General features: G+C 58.2%; 28 protein-coding genes, 1 tRNA gene and 1 pseudogene. 10 read left to right on the top strand and 20 right to left on the bottom strand.

The genetic code is table 11. From position 1 onward, the window contains the following. Window position 1: 1 nt before the first annotated feature. Window positions 2-1273: a methyltransferase gene (locus PCPL58_RS03640; RefSeq protein ID WP_065348839.1), complete on the top strand. Its 1272-nt coding sequence runs from the start codon at window positions 2-4 to the stop codon at window positions 1271-1273. Between the two features lie 295 nt (window positions 1274-1568). Here the strand turns inward: PCPL58_RS03640 and PCPL58_RS03635 are convergent, their stop codons facing one another. From PCPL58_RS03635 to PCPL58_RS03625, 3 genes are all read right to left on the bottom strand, one after another. Next, the gene (locus tag PCPL58_RS03635) at window positions 1569-1895 is read right to left on the bottom strand and encodes a DUF6124 family protein (RefSeq protein ID WP_003434742.1); all 327 of its coding nucleotides are present in this window, start codon (window positions 1893-1895) and stop codon (window positions 1569-1571) included. 425 nt (window positions 1896-2320) lie between these two features. Further along, window positions 2321-3337 carry a J domain-containing protein gene (locus PCPL58_RS03630; protein WP_003434746.1) on the bottom strand — a complete coding sequence of 339 codons (1017 nt, stop codon included), beginning with the start codon at window positions 3335-3337 and terminating at the stop codon, window positions 2321-2323. A gap of 442 nt (window positions 3338-3779) precedes the next feature. Then, window positions 3780-4019 carry a hypothetical protein gene (locus PCPL58_RS03625; protein ID WP_404944170.1) on the bottom strand — a complete coding sequence of 80 codons (240 nt, stop codon included), beginning with the start codon at window positions 4017-4019 and terminating at the stop codon, window positions 3780-3782. 77 nt (window positions 4020-4096) lie between these two features. Between PCPL58_RS03625 and PCPL58_RS03620 the strand changes: the two genes are divergently transcribed. Further along, a tRNA-Thr gene (locus PCPL58_RS03620) sits at window positions 4097-4172 on the top strand. A 652-nt stretch (window positions 4173-4824) separates the two neighbouring features. Here PCPL58_RS03620 and istB read toward each other — a convergent pair. Together istB and istA are read right to left on the bottom strand one after the other, a co-directional pair. Further along, a complete protein-coding gene (gene istB / locus PCPL58_RS03615) occupies window positions 4825-5634 on the bottom strand; it encodes an IS21-like element ISPsy4 family helper ATPase IstB (RefSeq protein WP_005741073.1) in 810 nt (269 codons plus the stop codon). Beyond that, entirely contained in the window at window positions 5631-6653 is a 1023-nt protein-coding gene (gene istA / locus PCPL58_RS03610) for an IS21-like element ISPsy4 family transposase (protein WP_002551322.1), read from the bottom strand. The genes istB and istA overlap by 4 nt, the downstream gene beginning before the upstream one ends. Before the next feature lie 154 nt (window positions 6654-6807). Between istA and PCPL58_RS03605 the strand changes: the two genes are divergently transcribed. From PCPL58_RS03605 to PCPL58_RS28985, 4 genes are all read left to right on the top strand, one after another. Further along, complete coding sequence (locus PCPL58_RS03605) at window positions 6808-7191, top strand: hypothetical protein (RefSeq protein WP_197676930.1); 384 nt, start codon at window positions 6808-6810, stop codon at window positions 7189-7191. A 522-nt stretch (window positions 7192-7713) separates the two neighbouring features. Then, window positions 7714-7962, top strand: a complete 249-nt coding sequence (locus PCPL58_RS03600) for a hypothetical protein (RefSeq protein ID WP_016567685.1) — start codon at window positions 7714-7716, stop codon at window positions 7960-7962. Next, the gene (locus PCPL58_RS03595; RefSeq protein WP_016567686.1) at window positions 7962-8258 is read left to right on the top strand and encodes a hypothetical protein; all 297 of its coding nucleotides are present in this window, start codon (window positions 7962-7964) and stop codon (window positions 8256-8258) included. The genes PCPL58_RS03600 and PCPL58_RS03595 overlap by 1 nt, the downstream gene beginning before the upstream one ends. Before the next feature lie 92 nt (window positions 8259-8350). Then, entirely contained in the window at window positions 8351-9136 is a 786-nt protein-coding gene (locus PCPL58_RS28985) for a hypothetical protein (protein ID WP_083188313.1), read from the top strand. A gap of 62 nt (window positions 9137-9198) precedes the next feature. Here the strand turns inward: PCPL58_RS28985 and PCPL58_RS30610 are convergent, their stop codons facing one another. From PCPL58_RS30610 to PCPL58_RS03530, 13 genes and pseudogenes are all read right to left on the bottom strand, one after another. Next, on the bottom strand, window positions 9199-10176 hold the full coding sequence (locus PCPL58_RS30610; protein ID WP_016567688.1) for a hypothetical protein: 978 nt from the start codon (window positions 10174-10176) through the stop codon (window positions 9199-9201). Then, window positions 10149-10859 carry a hypothetical protein gene (locus PCPL58_RS03585; protein ID WP_065348837.1) on the bottom strand — a complete coding sequence of 237 codons (711 nt, stop codon included), beginning with the start codon at window positions 10857-10859 and terminating at the stop codon, window positions 10149-10151. Before PCPL58_RS03585 ends, PCPL58_RS30610 begins: the two co-directional genes overlap by 28 nt. After that, the gene (locus tag PCPL58_RS03580) at window positions 10856-11386 is read right to left on the bottom strand and encodes a baseplate complex protein (RefSeq protein ID WP_065348836.1); all 531 of its coding nucleotides are present in this window, start codon (window positions 11384-11386) and stop codon (window positions 10856-10858) included. Before PCPL58_RS03580 ends, PCPL58_RS03585 begins: the two co-directional genes overlap by 4 nt. Next, window positions 11383-12309, bottom strand: coding sequence for a hypothetical protein (locus PCPL58_RS03575; protein ID WP_065348835.1), 927 nt, complete (start codon window positions 12307-12309; stop codon window positions 11383-11385). Before PCPL58_RS03575 ends, PCPL58_RS03580 begins: the two co-directional genes overlap by 4 nt. After that, window positions 12306-12905, bottom strand: coding sequence for a phage tail assembly chaperone (locus tag PCPL58_RS03570; RefSeq protein WP_065348834.1), 600 nt, complete (start codon window positions 12903-12905; stop codon window positions 12306-12308). The genes PCPL58_RS03575 and PCPL58_RS03570 overlap by 4 nt, the downstream gene beginning before the upstream one ends. Continuing rightward, window positions 12906-15350: a phage tail protein gene (locus PCPL58_RS03565; protein WP_065348833.1), complete on the bottom strand. Its 2445-nt coding sequence runs from the start codon at window positions 15348-15350 to the stop codon at window positions 12906-12908. A gap of 8 nt (window positions 15351-15358) precedes the next feature. After that, the gene (locus tag PCPL58_RS03560; RefSeq protein WP_003420266.1) at window positions 15359-15883 is read right to left on the bottom strand and encodes a phage tail protein; all 525 of its coding nucleotides are present in this window, start codon (window positions 15881-15883) and stop codon (window positions 15359-15361) included. After that, window positions 15880-17046 carry a DUF2586 family protein gene (locus tag PCPL58_RS31980; RefSeq protein ID WP_167355210.1) on the bottom strand — a complete coding sequence of 389 codons (1167 nt, stop codon included), beginning with the start codon at window positions 17044-17046 and terminating at the stop codon, window positions 15880-15882. Before PCPL58_RS31980 ends, PCPL58_RS03560 begins: the two co-directional genes overlap by 4 nt. A gap of 14 nt (window positions 17047-17060) precedes the next feature. After that, the gene (locus tag PCPL58_RS03550) at window positions 17061-17729 is read right to left on the bottom strand and encodes a phage virion morphogenesis family protein (RefSeq protein ID WP_011169820.1); all 669 of its coding nucleotides are present in this window, start codon (window positions 17727-17729) and stop codon (window positions 17061-17063) included. Continuing rightward, a complete protein-coding gene (locus PCPL58_RS03545) occupies window positions 17719-18162 on the bottom strand; it encodes a phage tail protein (RefSeq protein WP_065348832.1) in 444 nt (147 codons plus the stop codon). Before PCPL58_RS03545 ends, PCPL58_RS03550 begins: the two co-directional genes overlap by 11 nt. Beyond that, on the bottom strand, window positions 18159-18620 hold the full coding sequence (locus PCPL58_RS03540; protein ID WP_065348831.1) for a head completion/stabilization protein: 462 nt from the start codon (window positions 18618-18620) through the stop codon (window positions 18159-18161). The genes PCPL58_RS03545 and PCPL58_RS03540 overlap by 4 nt, the downstream gene beginning before the upstream one ends. A gap of 98 nt (window positions 18621-18718) precedes the next feature. Further along, window positions 18719-19441, bottom strand: a complete 723-nt coding sequence (gene gpM, locus PCPL58_RS03535; protein WP_065348830.1) for a phage terminase small subunit — start codon at window positions 19439-19441, stop codon at window positions 18719-18721. Next, window positions 19438-19752 (bottom strand): annotated as a pseudogene (locus PCPL58_RS03530) (P2 family phage major capsid protein); the annotation flags it as partial. The pseudogene PCPL58_RS03530 and the gene gpM, both read right to left, overlap by 4 nt. Here PCPL58_RS03530 and PCPL58_RS30605 point away from each other — a divergent pair. From PCPL58_RS30605 to PCPL58_RS03520, 3 genes are all read left to right on the top strand, one after another. Then, on the top strand, window positions 19723-20427 hold the full coding sequence (locus PCPL58_RS30605; RefSeq protein ID WP_232002882.1) for a phage terminase large subunit family protein: 705 nt from the start codon (window positions 19723-19725) through the stop codon (window positions 20425-20427). The pseudogene PCPL58_RS03530 and the gene PCPL58_RS30605 sit on opposite strands and share 30 nt — an antisense overlap. Then, entirely contained in the window at window positions 20354-21205 is an 852-nt protein-coding gene (locus PCPL58_RS03525) for a phage portal protein (RefSeq protein WP_232002972.1), read from the top strand. Before PCPL58_RS30605 ends, PCPL58_RS03525 begins: the two co-directional genes overlap by 74 nt. Window positions 21206-21280: 75 nt before the next feature. Beyond that, entirely contained in the window at window positions 21281-21541 is a 261-nt protein-coding gene (locus tag PCPL58_RS03520; RefSeq protein ID WP_010204973.1) for an ogr/Delta-like zinc finger family protein, read from the top strand. A 41-nt stretch (window positions 21542-21582) separates the two neighbouring features. Here PCPL58_RS03520 and PCPL58_RS30600 read toward each other — a convergent pair whose 3' ends face one another. Together PCPL58_RS30600 and PCPL58_RS03515 are read right to left on the bottom strand one after the other, a co-directional pair. Further along, a complete protein-coding gene (locus PCPL58_RS30600; RefSeq protein ID WP_157893885.1) occupies window positions 21583-21759 on the bottom strand; it encodes a hypothetical protein in 177 nt (58 codons plus the stop codon). A 101-nt stretch (window positions 21760-21860) separates the two neighbouring features. Beyond that, entirely contained in the window at window positions 21861-22379 is a 519-nt protein-coding gene (locus PCPL58_RS03515; protein WP_083188312.1) for a helix-turn-helix domain-containing protein, read from the bottom strand. Here PCPL58_RS03515 and PCPL58_RS03510 point away from each other — a divergent pair. Then, entirely contained in the window at window positions 22296-22496 is a 201-nt protein-coding gene (locus tag PCPL58_RS03510) for a DNA-binding protein (RefSeq protein ID WP_032655901.1), read from the top strand. The genes PCPL58_RS03515 and PCPL58_RS03510 overlap by 84 nt on opposite strands. The last annotated feature ends 7 nt before the right edge of the window (window positions 22497-22503 follow it).

Genomic DNA, 22503 nt, shown 5'->3' with positions numbered 1-22503 from the left:
TATGAAAGGTGCTGGCGTCGATCCAGTCAGCACCTTGCCACACGAGGCCGCCACCATGCCCTCTGAACCTCGCTTGCAGGATGAACACCTCAGCAGCCACTTTGGTGCGCTGGACAGCTTCCTGTTCGCGCATCAGGCCTTGTGGCGACCCAAGCCGTTCACGCACCTGGCCCTGCCATGGGAAGACAAATACCCTGACCTCGCGCACTGGCTGCGGCAACGCACGCTGGAACAGGCCGAGGCCGCGCACAATCACCCGGAACACCTCGACGCGCCCTTTCCGTTCAAGCAACTGGCCGCCGAAGCCGTCGCGCTGAGCCACGTCGCCGAACTGCCCGTGCATGCCCTGCAGCCGGTCGAGGCGCGCATGAGCGTCGATGTGCCGGGGCGCAAGTGGCAGCAGATCGAAGCCTTCGCCAGCCATCTGGACATGCGTGACAGCACAACTCACTGGCTGGACTGGTGCGCTGGCAAAGGCCATCTGGGGCGCCGCCTGACCGGGCCCGGCCAGCGTCTGACCTGTCTGGAGCACGACCCGGCGCTGATCGAAGCAGGCCTGGCCCTGAGCACGCGGCAAGGCATCAATGCCAGGCATGTGCAGCAGGATGTCATGGCCGACGACACGTGGCGCTACCTGCAACCCGAACACACGCCTGTGGCGCTGCATGCCTGCGGCGACCTGCACATTCAGTTGATGGAGCTGGCCAGCCAGACCGGCTGTCGGCACATGGCGATTGCGCCGTGCTGCTATAACCGCACCCGGCACGACCTTTATCAGGCGCTGTCCAGCGAGGGCAAGGCGTCCGGCCTGAAGCTGTCGCGAGACGAGCTGGGTCTGCCACTCAGTGAAACCGTGACAGCCGGCGCGCGCATACGCCGTCAACGCGACATCTCGATGGCCCGTCGCCTGGGCTTCGACCTGCTGCAGCGCCGCCTGCGCGGCATCGATGACTACTTGCCCACACCGTCGCTGCCAACGTCCTGGCTGGATGCGTCCTACACGGACTACTGCAACCATCTGGCAAAACTCAAGCATCTGCCTGCACCGGGTCAACAGGACTGGGCCGCGCTGGAGGCCGCTGGCTGGAAAAGACTGGCCGAAGTGCGCAACCTGGAACTGGTCCGCGATCTGTTTCGGCGTCCGCTGGAGATGTGGCTGGTGCTGGACAGAGCGATGTATGTGCGTGAGCAGGGTTACAGAGTGAGCGTTGGCACTTTCTGTGACAGCCGGATTACACCGCGCAACCTGCTGATTCTGGCTCGAAAATCGTGACGTAAATCGATTGAGCAACCTGTGGATAAGTCTGTTGATGAAAATGTGGATGAGTGCGTTAAAGCTTGGCGCGCCAGTTACTGAAGCCCCTTATTTTTTTCCGCAATCCTTCCTGTAACCCGCAAAAACAACGCCTTGCGGCTCAATGCACCCGACTGCACACAATTACCCGACTGCGCAAATCTTTATCAGCAAATTGTGCATAAAGATTTGGTAAAGGCTCTGGCGCAAGCGTTTTGCGCGGCCCAATCGTGCACACGTAGACGCCTGTGCACGAGCTGTCCGGCGTAAGATTTCAGACCTCTTCGACACACTCCAGCGAGCGCTCGACCATGACCTTGGCCATTTCCAGCATGTGCATGGAAGCGAACGCCAGATCGCGTTGCGAACCGGTCAGTTCATCGCCGAGTTCGTGAGCGGTGGCCGATGCGCAGCGCAGAAAATCCAGCGCGTGCACCAGGGTGGCTTCCAGGCTGATGAAGTCGAACTTGCTGTCGTGGGGTTCCTTGGCCGGTCGGGAGATTGGCAGGTAACACTCCATGGCGCGCTTGACCACAGCCTTGTCGAAGACCGGTGCGGCGCTGGACGGTTTGTTGGGCGGATCGGGGGTTACTTTGACCATGCTTTAGCTCCTTCTATTGAAGTCGCTGCCATTCCGCTACTAAACGAAAAGGCGGCAACTGTACGCGAGTTAGTAGACCGGTGAGCTAAGAACCGGCGCACCCGAAGGTGCCAAGCGCACAGTCGCCATAGCATCAGGACGAAGCCTAATGAAACACGGCTGTGTTACGCCTTAACTCACTGCGGGCTACTAAACCCGATCGCTGATGGGCAGCGACGGGGCGGAGATTAGAAGCCCAGACAGAGGGGCGCAAGCGGTCGGGGATTCTCTCGGAAATGTCCTTCAAAAGAAAGAGACGGTGCCTGCAAAAACCGGCCTGAAAGCGTTGCAAAACATGATCTCAACCCACGTGCGCAGAACCCGTGGGAGCGAGCTTGCTCGCGAAGACTGAATACGCAGCGCCGCATTCCTGTCATGACTCACTACTAAAACTGATCATCCTTCAGCCGCGCAAACGGCACACTGCGGTTCTGTAGCTTGCGCAACGTCAGCTTGTAGGCACTGGACTTGATCTGACTGCCCATCGGCGTCTCCTCCAGCAAAATCCTGCCCGACGCAAAAGCACAGCCCGTGCTCATCATCTTGTACTTGAGCAGGTACAGCCCCGGGTCCATCTTGGCGAACACAAACACCGCCCCGGCCGGCACAAACGCATGCCGAAACGCCCTGCGCCCCACCGCATCCGTAACCTTGGCATACACCGCCGACTCGCCCGCCGAATTATCCACAGTGATCTGCGACCAGCCGTTGTCCTTGAGCACCGGCATGTCCTTCACATAGCCCGCCTTGTCCGGCCACGGCGCGCCCATCGGATCAAGCGCCGGCACGCCACATTCGGATGCCGCCGCATCCACCGGCTTAGCCGGACTCGCTACAGGTTCCTCGACCGGCGTGACAGGCGCGGGCTTGACCCACGTCTGCGCTACCGGCGCAGGCTCGGACGGCACAAACGACTTGCCTGCACCCGGGTCGTAGCCCATCCACGCGCCACCCGCGCAGAACACCACAAACAACAGCGCCCAACGCCACGCACTGCGACGACGCTTGTCACGGGAAGGGGATGCAGAAGCATAGGCAGAAGACTTGGGCGCCGGCCCCGAGCGAGCCGCCTGAGACGGCGCAGCAGCAGTGGCTGCAGAAGTGGCCGCATACACATGCACCGCCTGCCCACGGGCTGCATGCGCCTGCTTGCGGCGCGCAGCGTCCATACGCGCCTTGTGCTCGTTGGCAGCGAGCTGCGCATCATAAGCCGCACGCCGCGAAGGGTCAGCCAGCACATCGTGAGACGCGTTGACGACGCCCATCATCTCCGAGGCGTAAGGATCTGGATTCCTGTCAGGGTGCAGCTTCTGCGCCAGCTTGCGATAAGCCTTCTTGATCTGCTCAGGAGAGGCATCGCGAGCGACACTCAGCAGCTCGTAATGCGTAGGCGTTCTCTGCATTGCACTTGCTGTCCATGGCTGACTGCCATTTTCGATACAGCTGTATCGGCCAAAAAGCCGGTAGCTCCAGTGCAAATCCGACGCAACAGCAACCAGCGCACAAGAAAATGCCCGAATCCAGAGGATCCGGGCATTTCTTGAAACATCGATGAAGCCTTCGTCGGTATCCAGACGCACATTCATGCGATTCAGACAGCCATCCTCAGCCCCACCTTGCGCAAGACCCAACAGGCCAGACGCAACTACAAATATCCTTCAACAACTCCTCAGCGAATGACCAGCCTGCGGCATACAACACCCCAAACCCGGTTACGATCCATCGCATCACTCATCAGATAGTCCTTTATCTGCATGGCTGAAAAGCCAACGACCCGTGCTGCTGACTCAGTAGCCTGGACCGTTGAGAACAAGCCTATGCAAAGCCCTCCTGCCCCGCAACTGCTCAAAAATGGCGGGGTCGGATGGGTGCCTTCTTGAGCGCCAGATAGCTATCAAGGCTAGACATATCGGTTTGCAAGGCCAGGTGAAAAATCCAGCGTTCCGTGATGCACAAGCCGTGTGCGCCAGCGGCAAAATCAACGCCCGAATTCAACGCCATCCGCCCTGCCACACAGACCAATCCGTCCAAACCAACAGAAACGTCCTGCACCACCACCTGCCCACATCCGACCTGAAGCGCCAATGGTCGATTTTTTTCAACTGAATCAGACAGCTAGGCTTTACAAGCGCATCAGACTCTATATACTCGCAGCCCATTACGCCGGTATAGCTCAGTTGGTAGAGCAACTGACTTGTAATCAGTAGGTCCCGGGTTCGACTCCTGGTGCCGGCACCATATAAATCAAGGGCTTGCAGCGATGCAGGCCCTTGTTTTTTGCGGTACACGTAACAAGCCACGTAACAAGCCATCCTTTCACTGCGCCTGACCAGGCCTTAGACGTGATTACTCGCGCCGGTAAAAGCGCACACGCCAACACACGTCCGCACCTCCCCAAGCAGCCCACCCAAGGGCAGCGTCTCAAAATTTGTTGGGGCAAAAAAAAATAGCGATATTAGTAATATGCGTTGCTGAAAACGGCTACAGCCCTTGTAAATCAAGGCTCTCAGCGTTTTCGGGAAATAGCGATATTGAAGCGATATGAAGGCGATAATATTACCTTTATGAACAGTAATATTTACCTTCCTTAAAACCCAATGATTCCGGGGGTTTGGTAAAATATCGCTATTCATATAGCTACCATATCGCTATCCCCTGCTATATGAAGGACCCAGCAAAACCGGGGCCTCCAACCCCTTTTTCCTCACATCTAGCTAATATCGCTATTTTTTTTACCCCACCCCTATTTTCAGAACGAAATCACACGTTCCGGTCACGTTTTAGCGCCATCGACCCGGTCGGTGCATAGGAGATCAACATGTCCGAGGATTTATGCGTCACTTGTCAACGCCAACTAAAAAGTGACCCCCTTCCGTGCTAAATCGCCAACTTAGTTTTGACCCCCCTCGGGTTCATATTTTCGAGCCGGTTCGGCCCGAGAAGATTTGGTTCCTGCTTTGCGCTTGTCCTTGAGTCGATAGCTTTCACCTGTCATCTGCACGATATGGGCATGATGTAACAGCCTGTCCAGCATGGCCGCTGTCAGTGTTTGATCATCCGCAAAGGTTCCGGCCCACTGGGTAAACGGCAAGTTACTCGTGAGGATCAGGCTGCCTTGCTCGTAGCGCTTGGCGACAACATTGAAGAACAGGTTGGCTTCATCACGACCAAACGGCAGGTAGCCGATTTCATCGATGACCAACAACCCAGGGGCCATCACCACACGACTGAAGTATTCCTTGAGCCGTTCCTGGCGGTGCGCAGCGGTCAGTTGCAGCATCAAGTCAGCCGCCGTGACGAAGCGGGTTTTGATACCGGCCATCACTGCCCGGTAGGCCAGGGCGATAGCCAGGTGGCTCTTGCCTACACCACTAGGCCCCAGGAACACGATGTTCTCGGCACGTCCAACAAAACTCAGTGCTGCCAGCTCCTGGAGCTGTGCCCGGGGGACGCCGGTGGCAAACGCGAAGTCGTATTGCTCCAGCGTTTTCACAGCGGGCAGCGCGGCAGTTTTCAGCAGGGCCTGTCGAGAGCGTTCACTTCGGGCATCGGTCTCGGCAGCCAGCAGCTTTTCGAGGAAGTCGGCAAAGCTGTCTTCGCCGCTTGCTGCTTGTTGGGCCAGGTGCGGCCAGTCCACCCCGACGCGCTCAAGCTTTAGCCCCTTGCATAGTTCTGTCAGGCGAGCATGTTGAAGGTTCATGCTCTCACCTCCAGCAGTTGCTCATAAACCGACAGCGGATGCTGCAAGCTCTCGTACGGCAGGACCCGTCCCAGGCGTAGGCCTTGGGCGGGTTGCGGGCGCAGGCTCTGTGTTGGCAGTGGTAATAGTACCTGCTGCTCTTGGGCCAGACGTACCGCCGGTTGAACACCCGTCGTGCCGTGAATCCGCTGATGAGCGACTTCGTCGAGCCATTGGCCGATATGTGCGTTGGCCGTCACCACATCCAGCGTCAGACCCGCACTCTTGAGCGTAGCGGCCAACGGGGTAATGAAACTGCCCTTCAGATACCCGTTGAAGCGCTCAACCTTGCCCTTGGTCTGGGCACGGTAAGGGCGGCAGACCTTGGGAATAAAACCAAACTCATCGGCCAGCGCAGCCAATCGGGGATGCCAACGGTGCTGGCCCTCCCCAAAAGCATCTCGCTCGGTGATGATGGTTCCGGCGTTATCAAACAATGCCTGCTCGGGCACGCCGCCAAAGTAAGCGAACGCCTCCCGAAGCCCTGTCAGCCAGGCTTCGCTGTCCTCTCGCTCGGAGAAACGGACAAAGCTTGCTCGACTAAAACCAAGTGTCGCCACGAACGCCTTAAGCGGCTGACGGCCTCGTCGAATGGTGGTGAAGTCCACCTGTATCTGCTTGCCGGGCAGTGTCTCGAAACGTACCACCGGCTCTTCTGCCTTACGTTTGAAGGGGCGAATATAAGCCTTCAGACGACTGACGCCGCCGCTGTACCCCAATGCCGTGATCTCACGCAGCAGGACGGTCGCCGGAATCCAGTGTGGGCGCGCCGCCTCAATACGCTCGTGCAGGTAGTCCTTGAAGGGGTCGATTTTGCACGGACGTGCGGGTCTCACCTTGTCACTGGGTAGCGACCGGGCCTTTCGCAGGTACTTGCGCACGGTGTTACGCGAAATACCCAGCTCACGGGCGATGAATTTGATGCCATGGCCCTGACGGGCCAACACTTTAATTTCCACAGACTGCTCCTGGGTCAACATATTGGCAGCTCAAAGCCGCCAGTTTTACCCAGGGGGGTCAATTCTAGGTTGGCGTTAGGGGGTCATTTTTACAGTGGCGGTGACAGTCACTGACCAGATCGCGTTGTCCCGCCATCGAGTTTTCCTCCTGAGGGAGTTGAATCGAACCAGGAGCATGGCGCTTCGTTCGGCGATCTATGACCAGCTCGCCCATTTTTCTGCGCTGCTCTGCATGCCGATACCTGCCCTCGATACCATTGGCTTGCCCGAACAATCAGCTGAGGACGCATTGATTCCCTTCTGGTCAGCACTCGACCTGCTGGATGGCAAAGGCGAACAGTACAACCATTCGGCGGCACCCGAGTCGTTGCTCGCGATCAACTTCAAAGATCTGCAATCACGTCTGGACAAGCATGGTTGCGGGCTACAGATCGACTCATCTCTCCGCAGATTCCTAACCGAGTCCGTTAAGCCGAAATTCGTCGAGGCCAACAAGAACGTGGCCAGCGTTTTATTGAAGAAAACAGTCAGGTGCATGGTTTTTCAAGCCCGTGAGTAACTGTGTAACGCAGTGAAACCTCCAAACTGACTCACAAGCCTTGTCGCTCAGGGCTTCCAGCCCATCCACTGCGAACGGGGCTGTGACCGAAATCGGTGTGCAATTTGATCGCACCCTGATTTCGAAAACCCTGGCCTCAGGGTCTTTTTTAGTTTTTCACCCAACGAAACCGGGGGCTTCTGCACGGAGCTCCTGAATGCCTTTCCAAGGTCCACAGTGCAATCCCACTGCATTCCTCTGCAAAACTTTGCACTCTGTGAAATGGCTGATCAGCCGCAAAGGCCCACGGCCCGCTTGGGCTTGAAGGGCCATTGCACCGCATCGAGATTTGCAAAAAAAACGGACGCGAAGCCCGTCGGCGGGAGGGGGATAAGTGCTTTTCCCGAAGCTTTTTTATTCCTGAGCAAATTTTGTCGTCCATGATTTTCTGAGTGCACTCAGTCATTTCATCGGAAAGCGCTGGAAAAGTACCGTACCTGAACATACTGTTTGTACATACAGTATCTTTGAGAGTGTCCCCCCATGACCACCTCGATCACGGAGAAGCAAGCAGCAGTGGCGAAATGGGCTTCGCTGCTCAACGACAGCACAGCATTGCTTGCAACTCCAGGCGTCCACCACAAGATTTTGATCAAGCGTGCGGGCGAGCTACATAGCTTGCAGATCGTCAGTCCAGAAGAGTTCAGTGACATGCTGGAGCTCGCTGACGGTGCTTTGGCCTATGCGATTGAGGCTCAGTTGGACCTTCCGGCACTAGATGGTGGTTCGTGATGCATGTCCTGGTCGTTCCAATGAGGCGCGAAGGTGTGGCACTGAAACCAAAGGAAAGGGATTGCTACCAGGCTATCAAGGGCAACGTCATCGTCAGATCGGCCCACTGTGAACACCTCGGCAGGTATTCCAATATTGCCTGGCTCGATGCAGGTATGCACAAAGAGGGCAAGCGGTTACCGGATCTGCTGGACGTCACACTGGCTACGATGGCTCACAACGGCTTCGTTTTGAGTGGGATTGAATACGTCGACGGCTGTGCCTATGCTCAGTCATGGTGGTGCAGGCATCAGTGATGCGAAATATAGACACAAACAGGCTATGCGCATGCTCCTACATAAAAATTAGGCACCCAATAAATTTAAGGCTTCTTTTTTAGGTACTAAACATGAATATATTTGAGATAACTGTCCCGGGGATGTCTTTGGATTATGAAGACAGAGACTGGTGTCGGAATGTCGAAAACCTTTTACGTGGTCTTCGCTCAGAATTTTCTAAGGCGAACTGCGCTCTTATTCTGTTTGATCAAACGACACAATCTGAATGGGATTTTGAGACAGCAAAAGCTAGGTGGCAAGCGGACCGCACTCGAGTTAGCGATCTTGTGAGTTCGACGACTCAGGACAGAACATTCACTTATGATCACGATAAATATCAAGATATTTACCTTCAGGCCCAAACAATCGTAAAGAGAGAGCACTGGGCCTCTGGAGAGTTACCTAAAGAATTTGACTCTCAATTACCCTCCATCTACGCACAAACCTTTGTTTACGCTCTTGATTCATTTGAAAAGCTTTTGGGTGTCATATCAAAAATCGAGAAAATTCCCGAAGAAATCTCCAACTTTCATAAGGAAATTACTGAAGTATTTCCGCACCTTCGAGAGGTCCGGAATTCTGCGCATCATATGGAGGACAGATTACGTGGACTAGGACGAAACAATAAAACTATGGATCTGAAGCCATTTGATACTGGGCCAGGGGGGATAGTGAGCCTTGGTAACGGGTTAGTGTTAAACAACCTCACTGATTCATCGTATGGGTATACCATGGCCGATGGATCATTTGGTGATGTTTCTATCACACCTCAGTCCATGGCAGCTCTTCAAGATATACTTACACGAACCTTGAATACATTCCGGTGGACTGGCCCGAAGGTACACCACCCAAGTTAGTACTTAGCCCTACTTATTAAGCAATAACAAAGGAGGACTGACAACCCAAATACAAAGTCAACTTAGCTTCGAGCTGTAACCAACTTTAATTTATTTGCTAACAGCGTCGCCCTGGTTGCGCCAACTGTAAAAGTGGATTCGTTGTTTGGGACTGGCGATACTCCATGAGTATGGGCAGCAAGCTGGGCATTCATCTCCTGGACTAGATCAAGCAGATCACACACAATCTGAAAGATGTTCACTGCCTCAGAGCCGACCCAGCTTTTTGAAGCCTGCAGGCGCTGGCTTTTGCTGGTGATGCTCTCACGCAGTCCCTGAATCCGTTCGTGCATGTCGCCACCCACCGTTGTGTTGTGCTTCTGCCCGATCACCAGGTTCAGATCCCGGCCAGTCGCCTGCTGCAGGTCATCTACTGCGGCAAGACTCGCAGATCCGCCCGACAGCAGCTTTAGCGCTCCCAGAGCCTCGATCTTCTTCACGCCACCCACTGACTCGGTCGAATGGTCGTCCACCGTTCTGGTGTGACTCTGGAAGCTTTCGGTGTTCGTCATGGCGTCGACTTCGCGCTCAATCGCATGGTCCTGGATCTTGCCGTCAGTCTTGCGCAGCCAGTTACCGTCCGCGTCGACGCGCTGCTGTACGGCGTCACTGTGCTGCCACACCTGGTCGCCCTTGGGCACCTTCGGCAGTGTCAGGCCGTGCGGCAGGATGGTCTGGATGTAGGGCTTGTGCGGCAGGCCATAAGCGAAGCACACCACCACGCTGGTGCCCTCTTCCGGAAATGCAAAGAATCCCATCTCATCGCCACCCACCGGCATGGGCAGCGGCACGCCGGCCAGCACCGGCAACGTCGTGTCGATCTCGCCATCTGGTCCCATCACCTGCAGGTCGACCGAGAAGCGCGGGCGGAAGTCGTCACACAGCCCGGCGCTGGCCGGCGCATCCGCCACCGCCACAACCTTGGCGAAACGCGGTAGGTGATAGCTACCAGTGAGTTCAGGAAATTGTCGTTCTACGCTGCGCTTGATTGCGTCGTCCATTTGATAGCCATCTGTGTGCCGACCAGCGTCACGTTCGTGATCCGCTCGCCCTGGTTGATTGATACGCCCGGACGCAGGCCTGGCAAGGCCGCAATCATGGCACTCTGGCTGCCCTGGTAACCGTCGAAAAGGTTAACCGGCAACTGCAACGGCGACCGAGCGCCGTAGAAACTGTCAGCCCAGGCACCGACGTAGATCTCGCCGTCACCCTGTTGCTGCCAGATAAAGTCCTTGATGCCGAACACCCGCGCCATGCTGTCCAGCGCCTGATAACCAGCGGCCAAGTTGTAGAAGAACGGCGTCTTGACGCGTGTGTAGGCTTGATCCGGAACCCGGAAACGCAGGCCGGTCTTGCTATCGATATCAGCCAGCACAGCGCGCAGATCCACGTGGCGTAGGTTCATGGGCAACGGGTTGGCCAGCACCGCGGCTAACTCACGACACAGCACCACCTGCTCGATCCCGTTGGTGGCGGTGCAGCGTTCGACGTAGCCAATGAAATGACGCTGCAGGACCGCTTCGTTGTAGCCGATATCGAACGTGACCAAACCTTTGACGGTAACGCCGGCCTTGATCGTGAACGCGGCACGGCCCGGACTCTTGAGGTCCAGACGAACATCGTCGTTGATAAGCGGCATAGTCACGCCGCCGATCGTCAGCACCTTGTGCAGCTTCATGCTCATGGCGTGCCGCCCAGATAGGTGTCCACCTTCTTGAGCACCGCTTCAAAGCCTGTCAGCTCTTCGGGCGTGCCCGATCCGCTGCCTGCAACACCGTCACCTGGTGCTGACTGCGACGTTACGCCGTTGCCGGCGCGCCGGTTCTCGACCTTCTCCGGGTTGGATAGCTTCTCGCTCAGGGTGAACTGGACGATCCATTGGGCCAGTGTGTCGTCCTCACGGGCACTGACCCCGTCAGAGAACGTCACCTGTCGGATGCCAAAGGCCTTGGCCGTGTCATTCACGATGCGGTAGGTCTGGAGCTGGCCACCGCCTGCAGTCGCCTCGGCCAGGCGCATGATCGTGCGCAGGTCCTCGAGGGCCTTGTAGGGGATTGTCAGCGCGACGGTCAGCGTCTTGGGTTTGAAACCCTTGTGCGACTTGTCGGTTGCCGATGTCTGGCCGCCCAGCTCGTCGGCCTCAATCTTGAGGTTGGCCGTCAGCTTCATGCGGTGGCCGATGATCTGCTCGCCGTTGAGTAGCAGCGTCATAGGCCCACCAGCTCCTGGACAAAGCTCAGGCTCTCTGCAGATCCCACTAGCAGCGCGCCGGCACACAGCGGCCATTCATGGCCCGGTGCTTCGCCCTCGAGTAGTTCGCGGCGCAGCTGGCCCAGGTCACCCGGTCCCAGCATCCTAGACTGGATCGACACGTCGTCGGCACTGTTGGTGAACTGGGCTTTCAGGTCGGCCAGCTGCTGATCGCGCTCCTGGGCCTGCGCCTTCTTTCGTGCCTGCAGATCTGCGAGGTCCGCCATGGGCGAGCTGTCAGCAGCATAGCCCTCAAGTACAGCCAGTTGGCCGGCCATGGACTGGCTGGCCAGCTTGGTGATCGGACACCGCTGCAGCGGCAACTGGCTCCAGAGCGGCATTTGCCCGGCGATCGGCATGACCCACTTTTCCACCTCCAGCTTGGCCAGGTGTTCGGCCCGACGTTCGGCGCGCACCAGGTCCGGCATAGGCAGCACGACGTTGAACCGACCCAACGTCGCCGCAAGCTGGTCCAGACGCGTGGCGAGGAAGATCAGCACCAAGGCGCTTTGCTGACCTTGAGGGCGGACAGCGTCAGTGGTGTCCGTCAGCTTGTCAGCCAGTAGTTGTAGCAGGTTCGGCGCGGACAAAAAGCGCTGGTGGCCGCCGCTGCCCTGGCCAACCCCGTGCTGGAATGGCGTCACGACGATACACGACGGGACATTCTCGAACTGGTCCGCCAAGGCGGTACGGCCGGCGCTGATCGCCGCTTGTGCGGCGCCGCCGATCGGCCCCGGGCTGGTGGTCGCGATGTCGGCTAGCTTGGAGACTCGTTCCCCAGTGCTGAGCATTTCGCCCTGGATAAGATTGCGAGCGCCGGCCATCTGGTCCATCCATTGAGTGGCTTGTGCCGGCCAGCGAAACTTGATGTTGGTCCAACTCATGGCAGCACCAACCAGGTCGGGGCTGATGGGCGGGCTGAAATGTCAGGGAACGACGAATGCTCCGGCCAATCACGCAGCGCGCCACGATAGGCCTGCAGCGCCATGTAGTGTTCCACCGACAACGTCGTTGCCTGCCCCGCTTCGAGCTCGTCACGGTGACGGTTGACCATCCCATCGGTCTGTTTGAGCTGATAGTCCCGCCAGCAACGATCATTCTCGCGCAGCGTCTCGATGCTGGGACCAAACGGCGCAATAGCAGCAGGTCGACCACTGTCATCCAGGCCGATACGCATGCCGTTGCTTTGTGCCTCCAGTAAGGATTGGTAGTGCTCTATGCTGATCTCGATCAGATCGCTCGCCGGGGGCAGCAGGCATTCCGGATTGTCGACGGTAATCTGCGGCACCGGGACGCCGAGGTCATCGATCTCGATCATCGGCACGGACTCCTCCTGGCTGTGGTCGCCCGCGATGTATGCGGGATCCGGGACCAGGATCTTCGGTCGTTCGAAGGTTGGGTCATCGATGGTGATGGATCGGGGGCCGTGGCTCGCGCTGCTGTAAAACCCGCCCGACGGGCGACCGTAAAAGAACTCCATTTATTTCCCCGTTACGCGGTAGTGGATGGTGATGGGGGTGTTGCTTGAGTTACTGCCGGCAACGCGTTGAACGCGTACGGTCATGGCGCCCAAGCCAGAGCTATGAAACCCCACCAGGTTCTCGGCAATTTCAGTGGTCTCTCCGACCGCCTCAATGCCGAACGTCACAGAGTGGAACGCGGCCGGGAAAGACATCGGAAAATAAATCCCCGCTTCCGCCACTGCCCCGACGGCATTCGGCGATACCAGAGTGACTCGCCCCCACTGCTCGATGCGACCGGTGTCAGCATCTTTGTGCCAGCCGTTGACCTCAACCGAGGCAGTGTTTTTCGGCCGGTTGGCTTCGGTCCAAAAACGGTACCGAGCGTTTCCCGCTGACCAGCCACCGAAAGCAAACTGGTTGTCCGTGTCCAGACCAAAGAACGTGCCGTAGGACCCGCCCCGATGAAATGTAATCACTGCTGAAGCGGCCGGGTTATTGCCGTTCACAATCGCCAGAGGGGCATGGCCTTGGTTGTGAGCACCCGCCGCTGCCAGCGAAGGAACCTGACCGAGGCTGAATGCGGTGTAGCCGTTTTCACCCGCGAGCCGCACAAAACGCCCATCTGACTGGCTGGCGGTATAGGCGTCGGTGATGCCATAGCCACCGAGGGTGGTGGCGACGTTGGCCTTGCCGGCAGGATTGAAGTTGCCCGAGTGGTACAGCTTGTACTGCGGCTGGCCAGGGTCAGATCCGCCCAGATACAGCTCATTGTCAGTTTGGAGCCCCAGCATCCGCGCCACACCACGCGAAGAGGCATGAAAGGTAATGGCTGGGTGCAAATCCGAATCGAGAACCAGGCCCGCAGATCCCCAAACGCCGAGTTGAGCATCTGCTTTGCGGCTGTATAGTCGGCCGGTCACCGTGCCGCCGCTGGTCGACAGTTTCCCCGCCAGGGCATTGGTCATGCTTGTGGCAAAGTTGGGATCGTTGCCCAGGGCCGTCGCCAGCTCCTTGAGGGTGTCGAGCGCCGCCGGCGACGAGTCCACCAGGGCGGCGACCACCGAATGCACAAAGGCAGTGTTCGCGGCCTGCTGGTCCTTGGTCGTGGCCGGTAGCGAAGGCACTCTGACCGGGCCGGTAAATGCTGCCCCCGCCAGATCAGCTTTAAGGGCCGGATTGAAGTTACCGGTGTCCCACGGCTCGCGGCCAAACAGATAAGCACGCTGGTTGGCCAGATCCAGGTTCAGCGGATCCGGTACGCCTGTCGAAAAGATTCGGAACGTATGGTTATACACATCAGCAAAGACGGTACGTAACGTCGTCGCCCAGCGCACCTCTGGCGAGTCATTGCTACCGTTATTGAGCACGATGGACTGCGTAGTGTTGATCGTACCCGTGACATTCCCACCGTTTTTGTTGAGCTTGGTGTCGACTAGGGCCTCGAGCAGGTGGCGTACCGCTACGACCATTTTGGTGGTGGCCAACACTTGATCACTGTTGCTGGTTGGATCACTGCTGATCGCATTGGGAATCTGGTCCAGCTTCACGTCATCTTTAGTGGTGGCCCGGGCGCGCAGATTGGGATAGTCGCCAACCCGGGAGGCCAGGTGTTTGATCAGTTCAGTGATGATCGGCTCGACGCTGCGCAGATCGGTAATCAACGATGAGGTGGGCAAGTCGGCCAACGGCACCAAGTAATGGCGTGCGCCGGCACCGTCGTTGTAATCCACCTTGTCCATGCCAAACACCACTTGGAACGTACCCACCACGTCGCTGTGATCGCGCTGCAGAGACACATCCAGCCAGGCCTTGTTGGGCACCGACGGCACGACGACCGGCAGGACGGCTGTCGACTCCAGACGAATTCCTTCGACATAAGCCACCCCCGCCTTGAGCTGGTAAGTGCTACCGACTTTCTCCAGCTTCAAACCGCTATCAAAGAAGCAGGCACGGCCAAACACATCGCGATTGCTCAGCCGCTCGCGTTCGTCGATGCCTTTGAGGCGTACAGTGAAGTCGTGCTGCCAGGTGCTTGCATCGATCTTGATGCCGGTCAGCTGCTGGGCACCGTCGAACACCACCAGGAAGTTGCGCGTCACGTTGTTGCCGATCTGGTCAGGCAGGACGTTCTTGCGCTTCTGTTGCAACGGCACGTAGGCGACCGACAGCAGCACGTCGTCGCTGGTCTCCAGGCCGATCCAGTTCCAGTCGAAGTCACCGATATCGGTGCCCATCAGCAGGCTGTACACCACCTGATTAGGGTTCACATAGCCCTGCTGGGTGATGTTTGCGGTGTAGACGATCTGGGCCGCTGGCGGCTTCACGCCGGCGCGATTGACCGGGCCGCTCACATTGAGGCCGGGCACGTTGGCCAGCACGAAGCGGGCCACGGTCAGCGGCAGGTTGGCCGCTTGTTTCTGGGCGATCAGTTTCTCGCCGGCGAGGGTGATACTTGCAGCCATGAGGGCTCCTAAAGGCTGGCGACCAACGTTTGCTGATCGTCATTGAAATCCACCAGGGCAACAGCAAGCCGCACCGGGGTGATGGTTACGAAGTCGTACCGGCGACAGGTGCGCCCGTACTGACGGATCAGCACGCGCAACAGGTCGGGGTTCTCGGACAATTGGGAATCGCTCAGGGTGAGCAGCACGACGTCCCAGTCGCGTTCGGGCAAGCGTTCCTGAATCTCTACATAGCCGACGCCCAAGCGCTCCAGGATGCGTTTCAAACCGGCAGTGCTGCCGGCGTCCACGGAGTTGATAAAGGCGTACTTGACCCGCAGACGGAACAGGCTTTCAGGTTCGGCGGGAAACCGCGTGACATCGCGCTGCCAGGCCCACAGCTCCAAAATAGACAGGTGGCACGTGTCCGCGTCTAACTGCAGGTACGGCCAGCGCAGCCACTCGGTGGCCTGTTCCCACCAGAGCTGGGCGGTGGTGACCAGCTTGGTCAGCTCCAGCCCTTCGAGCCAGAACGGCAGCTTGAGCTTGATCATTGCAGGACCACCGCCAGGGTGCTGATGCGCGGGATGTCCAAGGCCGAGACGATGTCGCTGTTGGCGAACCGCAACGAACTGATATCCGGAAACTGAACGTGCAGCTCTTCGGTCAGGCGGCTGAAACTGAAACGTGACTGGGGAAATGTCCGAGTCGGCGCGTAGTCACTCTGGGTGCTTTCGCGGAACGCGGCGCGGATGAACAGCCCGACCTCAGCCTGCAGCGTCTGCAGCTGCAGCGCTGTCAGGTTCGCCACCGGCCAGACCTTGACGCTGATCACGTGCAGAGTTTCAGGCATGGCCATGGCCAGCAGATCGTCGCCGTGGCCATGGTTGCCGCCGTCGCGGATAGGCGGTGCAGGTTTCACCTGGACTCTCGCTGCAGCACCCTGGGCCGGCGCAGATCGAGCGACCGCTGCCGGCAGTTGTGGACCCGGTACAGGTGCTCCCACCTGACCGGGCAGATCTGGCACCTTCGGCGGCTCTGGCAGATCACCAAACGTGGTTTCTATGTTGATGCCGGGGATCTTGTTGGCCATCTCGATCAGGCCATTGATTGCGCCCTTGGCCACGCGCATCGGCGTGTCAGCAATGCTCACGGCGGCATTGGCCAGCCGACCGGCCAGCACGCCCAGGTTGTTGCCGTGCAGTTGCGGTACCGGCAGAACCCGAGGCGCAGCCAGGCCGTCGACGATGGCTTTCTGCTCGACGACGTAAGCGCTCCAGCTCAGCTGCGGTGCAATGCCGGCAGTGGCGGCCATCACGAAGACGCGGCGGCCCAGCTTGTTGCTCAGGTCGTTGGCTGCAACGTGCATCGCTGACAGCTCGGCCTGAGTGGTTGCCGGGTTGACGATCACCACCGCTTCGAAGGAATAACTGCGGGTCGCGCTCTCAAGCGCCTGTTGCCAAGTGGTTTCGCCTGCAATCGGAGCAGCGATGCATGCCCAGCGATCGCCGCCGTTGCTGCGTGCTGCCAGGATTTGGGTTTTCAGGTCGCTGTCTGCAACGCCCAGCTGGACGTCCAGATCACTTTGGGTGTCCAACGGGACCAGCTTGCCGACGTTCTTGGCGGCGGGACCGATGAATAGGAAATAGCGTTCGATCTCGCTCACGGCACCCTGGCCGAGGTTGAGATTGTTAACGCTGACTTTGCCGAGTGCCATAAAGCGGTGCCTCGTTAGCGGGGTGAATTAAGGATTTGTTGCAGCACCAGGTTCACCAGTTGGCTGGTTTCGCTGTCGCTGGCACCGAGGAACTGACGCGCAGGCAGCTGGATGTTCCAGCTTTGCGCACCGGTGGATTCGGCTCGTTCGTCGTCCAGGACGCGGATCAGCAATCCCGCTCTGGCGTAGTTCAGGTGTTGCTGGATCCACGCCACGGATGGGCGGGTCAGGGTCTTTTTGCCTTCCTGACGGGTCTTGAAACCCAGACGGCGCAGGCTCTTGGCCTGTTTTTCGGTAGCGGCGGTGCCCGGCGGAACCTTGTTCCACTGGCGCATCTGCGCGGCGGTGCGCCGTTCGGACACGCCGTTGTGCTGCTGCGAGGCAACCCAACGGGTCAGCGTGTTACGCCAGCCCAGCTCCGCTTCGGTACCGGTCAGGCGAGTGACATCGAGCAGCTTGCCCAGGCCGGTTTCCATCTTCTTCTTGCCCTTGGACGTGTCCTTGCGGGCCGCGAACGGCGTTCCATTCAGGTTCTGCTGATTGCGGATCCGCTGGCGGCTCAGACTGCGCACGCGCTTGGCAACGTTGTTCAACAGACGTCTGCGCTTGGGCGTCGGAAGCTCCATCAAGGCGAGCAGGTCCTGGGCTTCGAGCATGCCGCGAATGTCCAGATCAAAGGCCATGCCCGGTCACCTCGCAGCTCTCAGCCACCCACAGTTCGAACGGCACGAACGACCAGGTATTGCCGAACGCCTCGATCTCGCCGGCAGGATCCTCGGCCAGGTACTGCGCTTCGGTGAACATCAGCTTGATGTCGACGTCGGCCAGGTCGTTGTCGAGCATGACCACGTCGAACACCACGTTTGGCAGACCGTCGCGGTCCTGGTCGTGGGTTTCCAGCCAGCTGCCTACCAGCGCAAACAGGCGCGCCGGGTGATCCGCGAAACGCTCGATCGAGATGGTCGCACCGTAATTCATGTCACCCATGTGCATGCCTTGGGTGTCAGGTTTCCAGACCAGCTCGACCTGCACCTGGTCGGTCCAGCTGTCGAGCTGCTCAGGTGCAACCAATTGGCGCTCGAGCAGGTAGGCGGTCAACGCCTTGAGCTTGATCACAGCAGCGCCGCCGTGATGCGACCACGGCCCTGCAGCGACCGCACAGCAGCCTGGCTGAACGCGAGGAAGGTTTCGGACCGCTCTGGCAATTCCTTGCCTACGTTTTCGGCGCTTTCGCGGCGGTTGACCGTGGCGAACTGAGTCAGCAGGCTGGCTTTGGCGCGGCTGTAGACGGCGCGCTTATAGGTCGCCACTTGAAAGGTGCGCTCTGGCAGGATGGTGGTGTCTGCGGATTCAACGTTGGACACGCCAGCGCCCTGCCAGCGCGCTTTTAACTTGGCCAGGTCGGTATTGACCTCGACCATGGCCATGTTCAGATCGGCGGCCAGCATCTCTACCAGGTACTCCGCCGGCAGGCGGTAACCCTTCTGAAACTCGGTCACAGAGAGATCAGGCCAAAAGCCGTCGTTCTCGATCGCCTGTTCCACAAAGGTGGTGGGTTTCCCGGAAAAGCTCATTGCGGGCCGCTCAAATAGGGGCGGGAAAACTGTTTCAGTGGGTCAGGGCCATAAATGGTTGGCTCACATCCACAGTTTCTCGCCGGGGGGGTAGTCGGTTATTCGGTGCCGTTGCCGGCGTTTTCTTTGGCTTGCGCCTTGGCCAGCGCCTTGCGGCAGTCAGACAGGCGTGTCCCTACGCCGATGCTTTCGTAGAGCTGTTCGGCCCGTTCGAAGTGGTGAATTGCAACAGGCCAGTCCTTGCGGTGTAGCGCGATCATTCCCAGCAACTTGTGGTAGCGAGCCGGGATCCGCTCGAACAGCTGCCATTCGCCGTCGACACGGGGCAGCAGGTTGGAAACGTAGGGCTCAGGGCTGCGCCTGGCCTTGAATTCCGCCTCGGCCCAATCGATCACCTCGTCTGCAACGAAGGTCGGAATGTCGCGGTTGAAGCGCTCAGGCAGCGCCTGGCCCTGGGATATGGCGAAGTCGGCCAGCTCCAGGCCCTGGGTGAACTGCTCGGTGTCGAACAGCCAGATCAGGACATACACCAGCACCGAGTTCTGGAAATTCAATTCCGAATCGCGGTACCGCTGTACGTAATCCAGGTACTTGGGCAGCAGCTCGTCACGCTTGAGCAGCTGGCGCTGCTCGCGGCTGTTGATCGCGCTGATGCGCTCCAGATCACCCGCCAAGGCGTCTTCCATCAGCTTCAAATGCTTGCGTGCATTGGCAGGACTGGACAACGCGGTGTCAGCCGAATAAGCCATCTGTGCACCGGCGACCGCAGCCGCTGGGCCTTCTGCGATCAAGCGGCGTTTGTGCGCCAGTGCCAGGCTCATGCCTTCACCAATTCGACGTTTTCAGTCATGGCGAACTTTTCCAGCTGCTCGATCACATAGCCTTCGTTACGGCTGTTGTAATCCTCGACGCGGGAGCGCTTCGGGTTATCAACGGTCTGCTTGCGCCAGCTGGAGTCCTGGAAGTAGATCGACAGGTTGTCGAAGCTGGTGACCACAACGGCGTTGACCGGGAAGAACGGCACGCTGAAGCTTGGCAGACCGCCGTAGGTCGCGATGACCTGAGCGTCTTCGATGCGTTCTTTCTCGGTCGGCACGTCGCCTTGCTTGGCGTACAGCTTGGCCTTGTCGGCTGGCGTGGTCAGTCATTCAAGTACCAGGCCGAGCAGGTCAAGAAGCTGACGGAGCGCTTCAACGTTCAGCACATCGGGATCGACACGACCGGCATCGGCTACGGCGTCTTCGACCTGGTGCGCGACTTCTATCCGCGTGCGACCTCGATCCACTACAGCCTGGAAACCAAGAACCTATTGGTACTCAAGGCGCAGGACACCATCCAGGGCAGCCGCATCGAATGGGACGCCGGCTGGAACGATATCGCCCAGGCCTTCCTGACAATCAAGCGCGGCACAACCGCCAGCGGCCAGGTGACCTACAGCGCGTCGCGAACCGACGCGACCGGTCACGCGGACGTGGCCTGGGCGGTCATGCACGCCCTGCAGTACGAACCCCTCAACACGGACAAAAAGCGGCGCAGTCGCTACGCACTCACTGGATCAACTTCCCATGGCAAAACCCAAAACCCTGCAGCAGGAAAAACCGGCGCAACGGCCCATGCATGCATTCACGTTCGGTGCTCCGGAATCCGTGCTGACCGACAACATCGCGCAGTACCTGGGCGTGTTCGCCAGCGACGACGGTCGCATCTTCACGCCGCCAGTATCACGCAGGGGGCTGGCCAAGCTGCTCAAGGCCAACGCACACCACGGCGCGATACCAGGGTTCAAACGCAATCTGCTGCTGCGTGAGTTCATACCTTCAGCAGGCCTGTCAGTGGCCGATATGAGTCGGGCTGCGCTGGACTTCATGGTGTTTGGCGAAGCGTACTTCTACCGGGTGCCTAACCTGCTGGGCCAGACTCTGGAGCTGCGACACCTGCCGGCCATCAACATGCGGGTCAAGGTCGACGGTGGGTTCATCCAGTTGGCGCAGAACGGGCGAGAGACGGAGTTCGACGCGGAAGAGATCGAGCACGTCCTCAACTACGACGTCGAACAGAACATTTACGGCGTGCCTGAGTACCTGGGCGGTCTGCAGGCACTGCTGCTCAACGAGGCAGCAACACTGTTTCGCCGGCGTTACTACAGCAACGGCGCGCATGCGGGATACATCTTCTACACCAACGACCCGAACCTGACCGAAGAGGACGAAAACGAGCTACGTGCGCAGATCACGGCCAGCAAGGGCGTGGGCAACTTCCGATCGATGTTCGTCAACATTCCGGGCGGTTCCGAGAAGGCCATTCAGATCATCCCGGTGGGTGACTTCCAGGCCAAAGACGAACTGGAAAAAGTGAAGAACATCACGCGCAATGACGTGATCGCGGCTTGGCGCATGAACCCGGCGCTGGCCGGGATCATCCCGGAGAACAGTGGCGGATTCGGTGACATCGAGAAGATCGATCGCGTTTACACCAGCAATGAGATCAGGCCGATCTGTCAGCTGTTTGACCAGGCTAATGCGACGTTGCGAGAGGAGCGGCGGTTCGCCTGGAAACCATTGCCGGATATATCTGTAACGGCTTGATATGACCGAAAGCACAGATAATGCCATTACAGATATGGCAAAATAGTAGCCATGGGATGGCCCTGGGGAGGGAACATGCGGATTTATTGCACAACATGCGGGCACAAGGGACGGATCAGCTCACGGGAAGAAGTGACGAGGGCGTATGTGAAGTTGTACTGCCAATGCTTGGACGCCAGTTGCGGCCATACATGGGTGGCAAACCTGACGTTTTCGCACACGCTCAGACCGTCCGGGCAGCAGCTGGACGTGATGCTTTTTGATCGGTTACGGGATCTGACACCTGACAAACAAAAAGAACTGTTTGAGCAACTGGGTAGACAGGCCGTCGCCTAAGAGCGAGGCCGCCGATCACTGACCAGCGGCAAGACTTCGGCTTACTCAGTCTCTGGATGCAGAGCCAACGCTTCCATTAAGCGCAGTACCTGACCTCTTTCTTGGTCTGTAATCTGGCGAAAATACTCAACCAGCTGATTCTCAGCGTCGGAGAGTGAAACTCGCTGGCTCCCAATCAGAGTGCAAATTTCACTTCTCATAGCTGCTGTATCCAACATGCCTTAACTCCTTGATATGCATTGAGGAGCAGGCTTTATCGGATTAAGGCTGATGTTTTTTATGGGACAAAGGAAAGATAGTGTCCGAGCTACTAACGAATTTATTCAACGTCATCCGCCATTGCTTTCAAAAATCGCCGTAGCGCTTTCTGATCGCCCGCTGGGATTCGGCGGTACTGCTCAACAATTTGAGCCTCTTCAGCTGTGAGGCCTTGGACCTGCTTAACCCCCGTGAGTACGTAAACCGTATCGACGCCAAGGGTGGCAACAGCTGCGAGATAAGCTGTGTCGGGGTTTCGAGCGCCCCGCTCGTAGCTTCCTTGCGTATTACGATTCACGCCACCCGCCTCGGCTAGATCCTCTTGGCTCAGCGCCAAACGCTCGCGCTCCTCCCGCAGGCGTTCACCCGAAGACTTTTCATTCCCTGAATTCGATGCACAAATTTTCAAGCTATCCCTCTGTACAAGACCAAAATAACGTGCATAATCAGTACCGCTGAACACGAAACAACCCAAACAAACAGGAGTGAACGCACTATGCACGCGCCAGTTACGCCTGAGCAAGCCCGCGCTGCGCTTGATCGTCAGGGGATGAGCATCGCTCAATTTAGTCGTCTTCATAGCTTGAACAAGAATTTGGTCAGCGACCTTCTAAACGGTCGTAGAAAAGGTCGCCGAGGGGAGGCACATCGGGCCGCCGTCCTTTTAGGGATTAAAGACGGCGTGATTGAACAGTAATGACACG

Source organism: Pseudomonas cerasi (genome assembly GCF_900074915.1).
GTDB lineage: Bacteria > Pseudomonadota > Gammaproteobacteria > Pseudomonadales > Pseudomonadaceae > Aquipseudomonas > Aquipseudomonas cerasi.
This window is presented reverse-complemented; position numbering and strand designations above follow the sequence as displayed.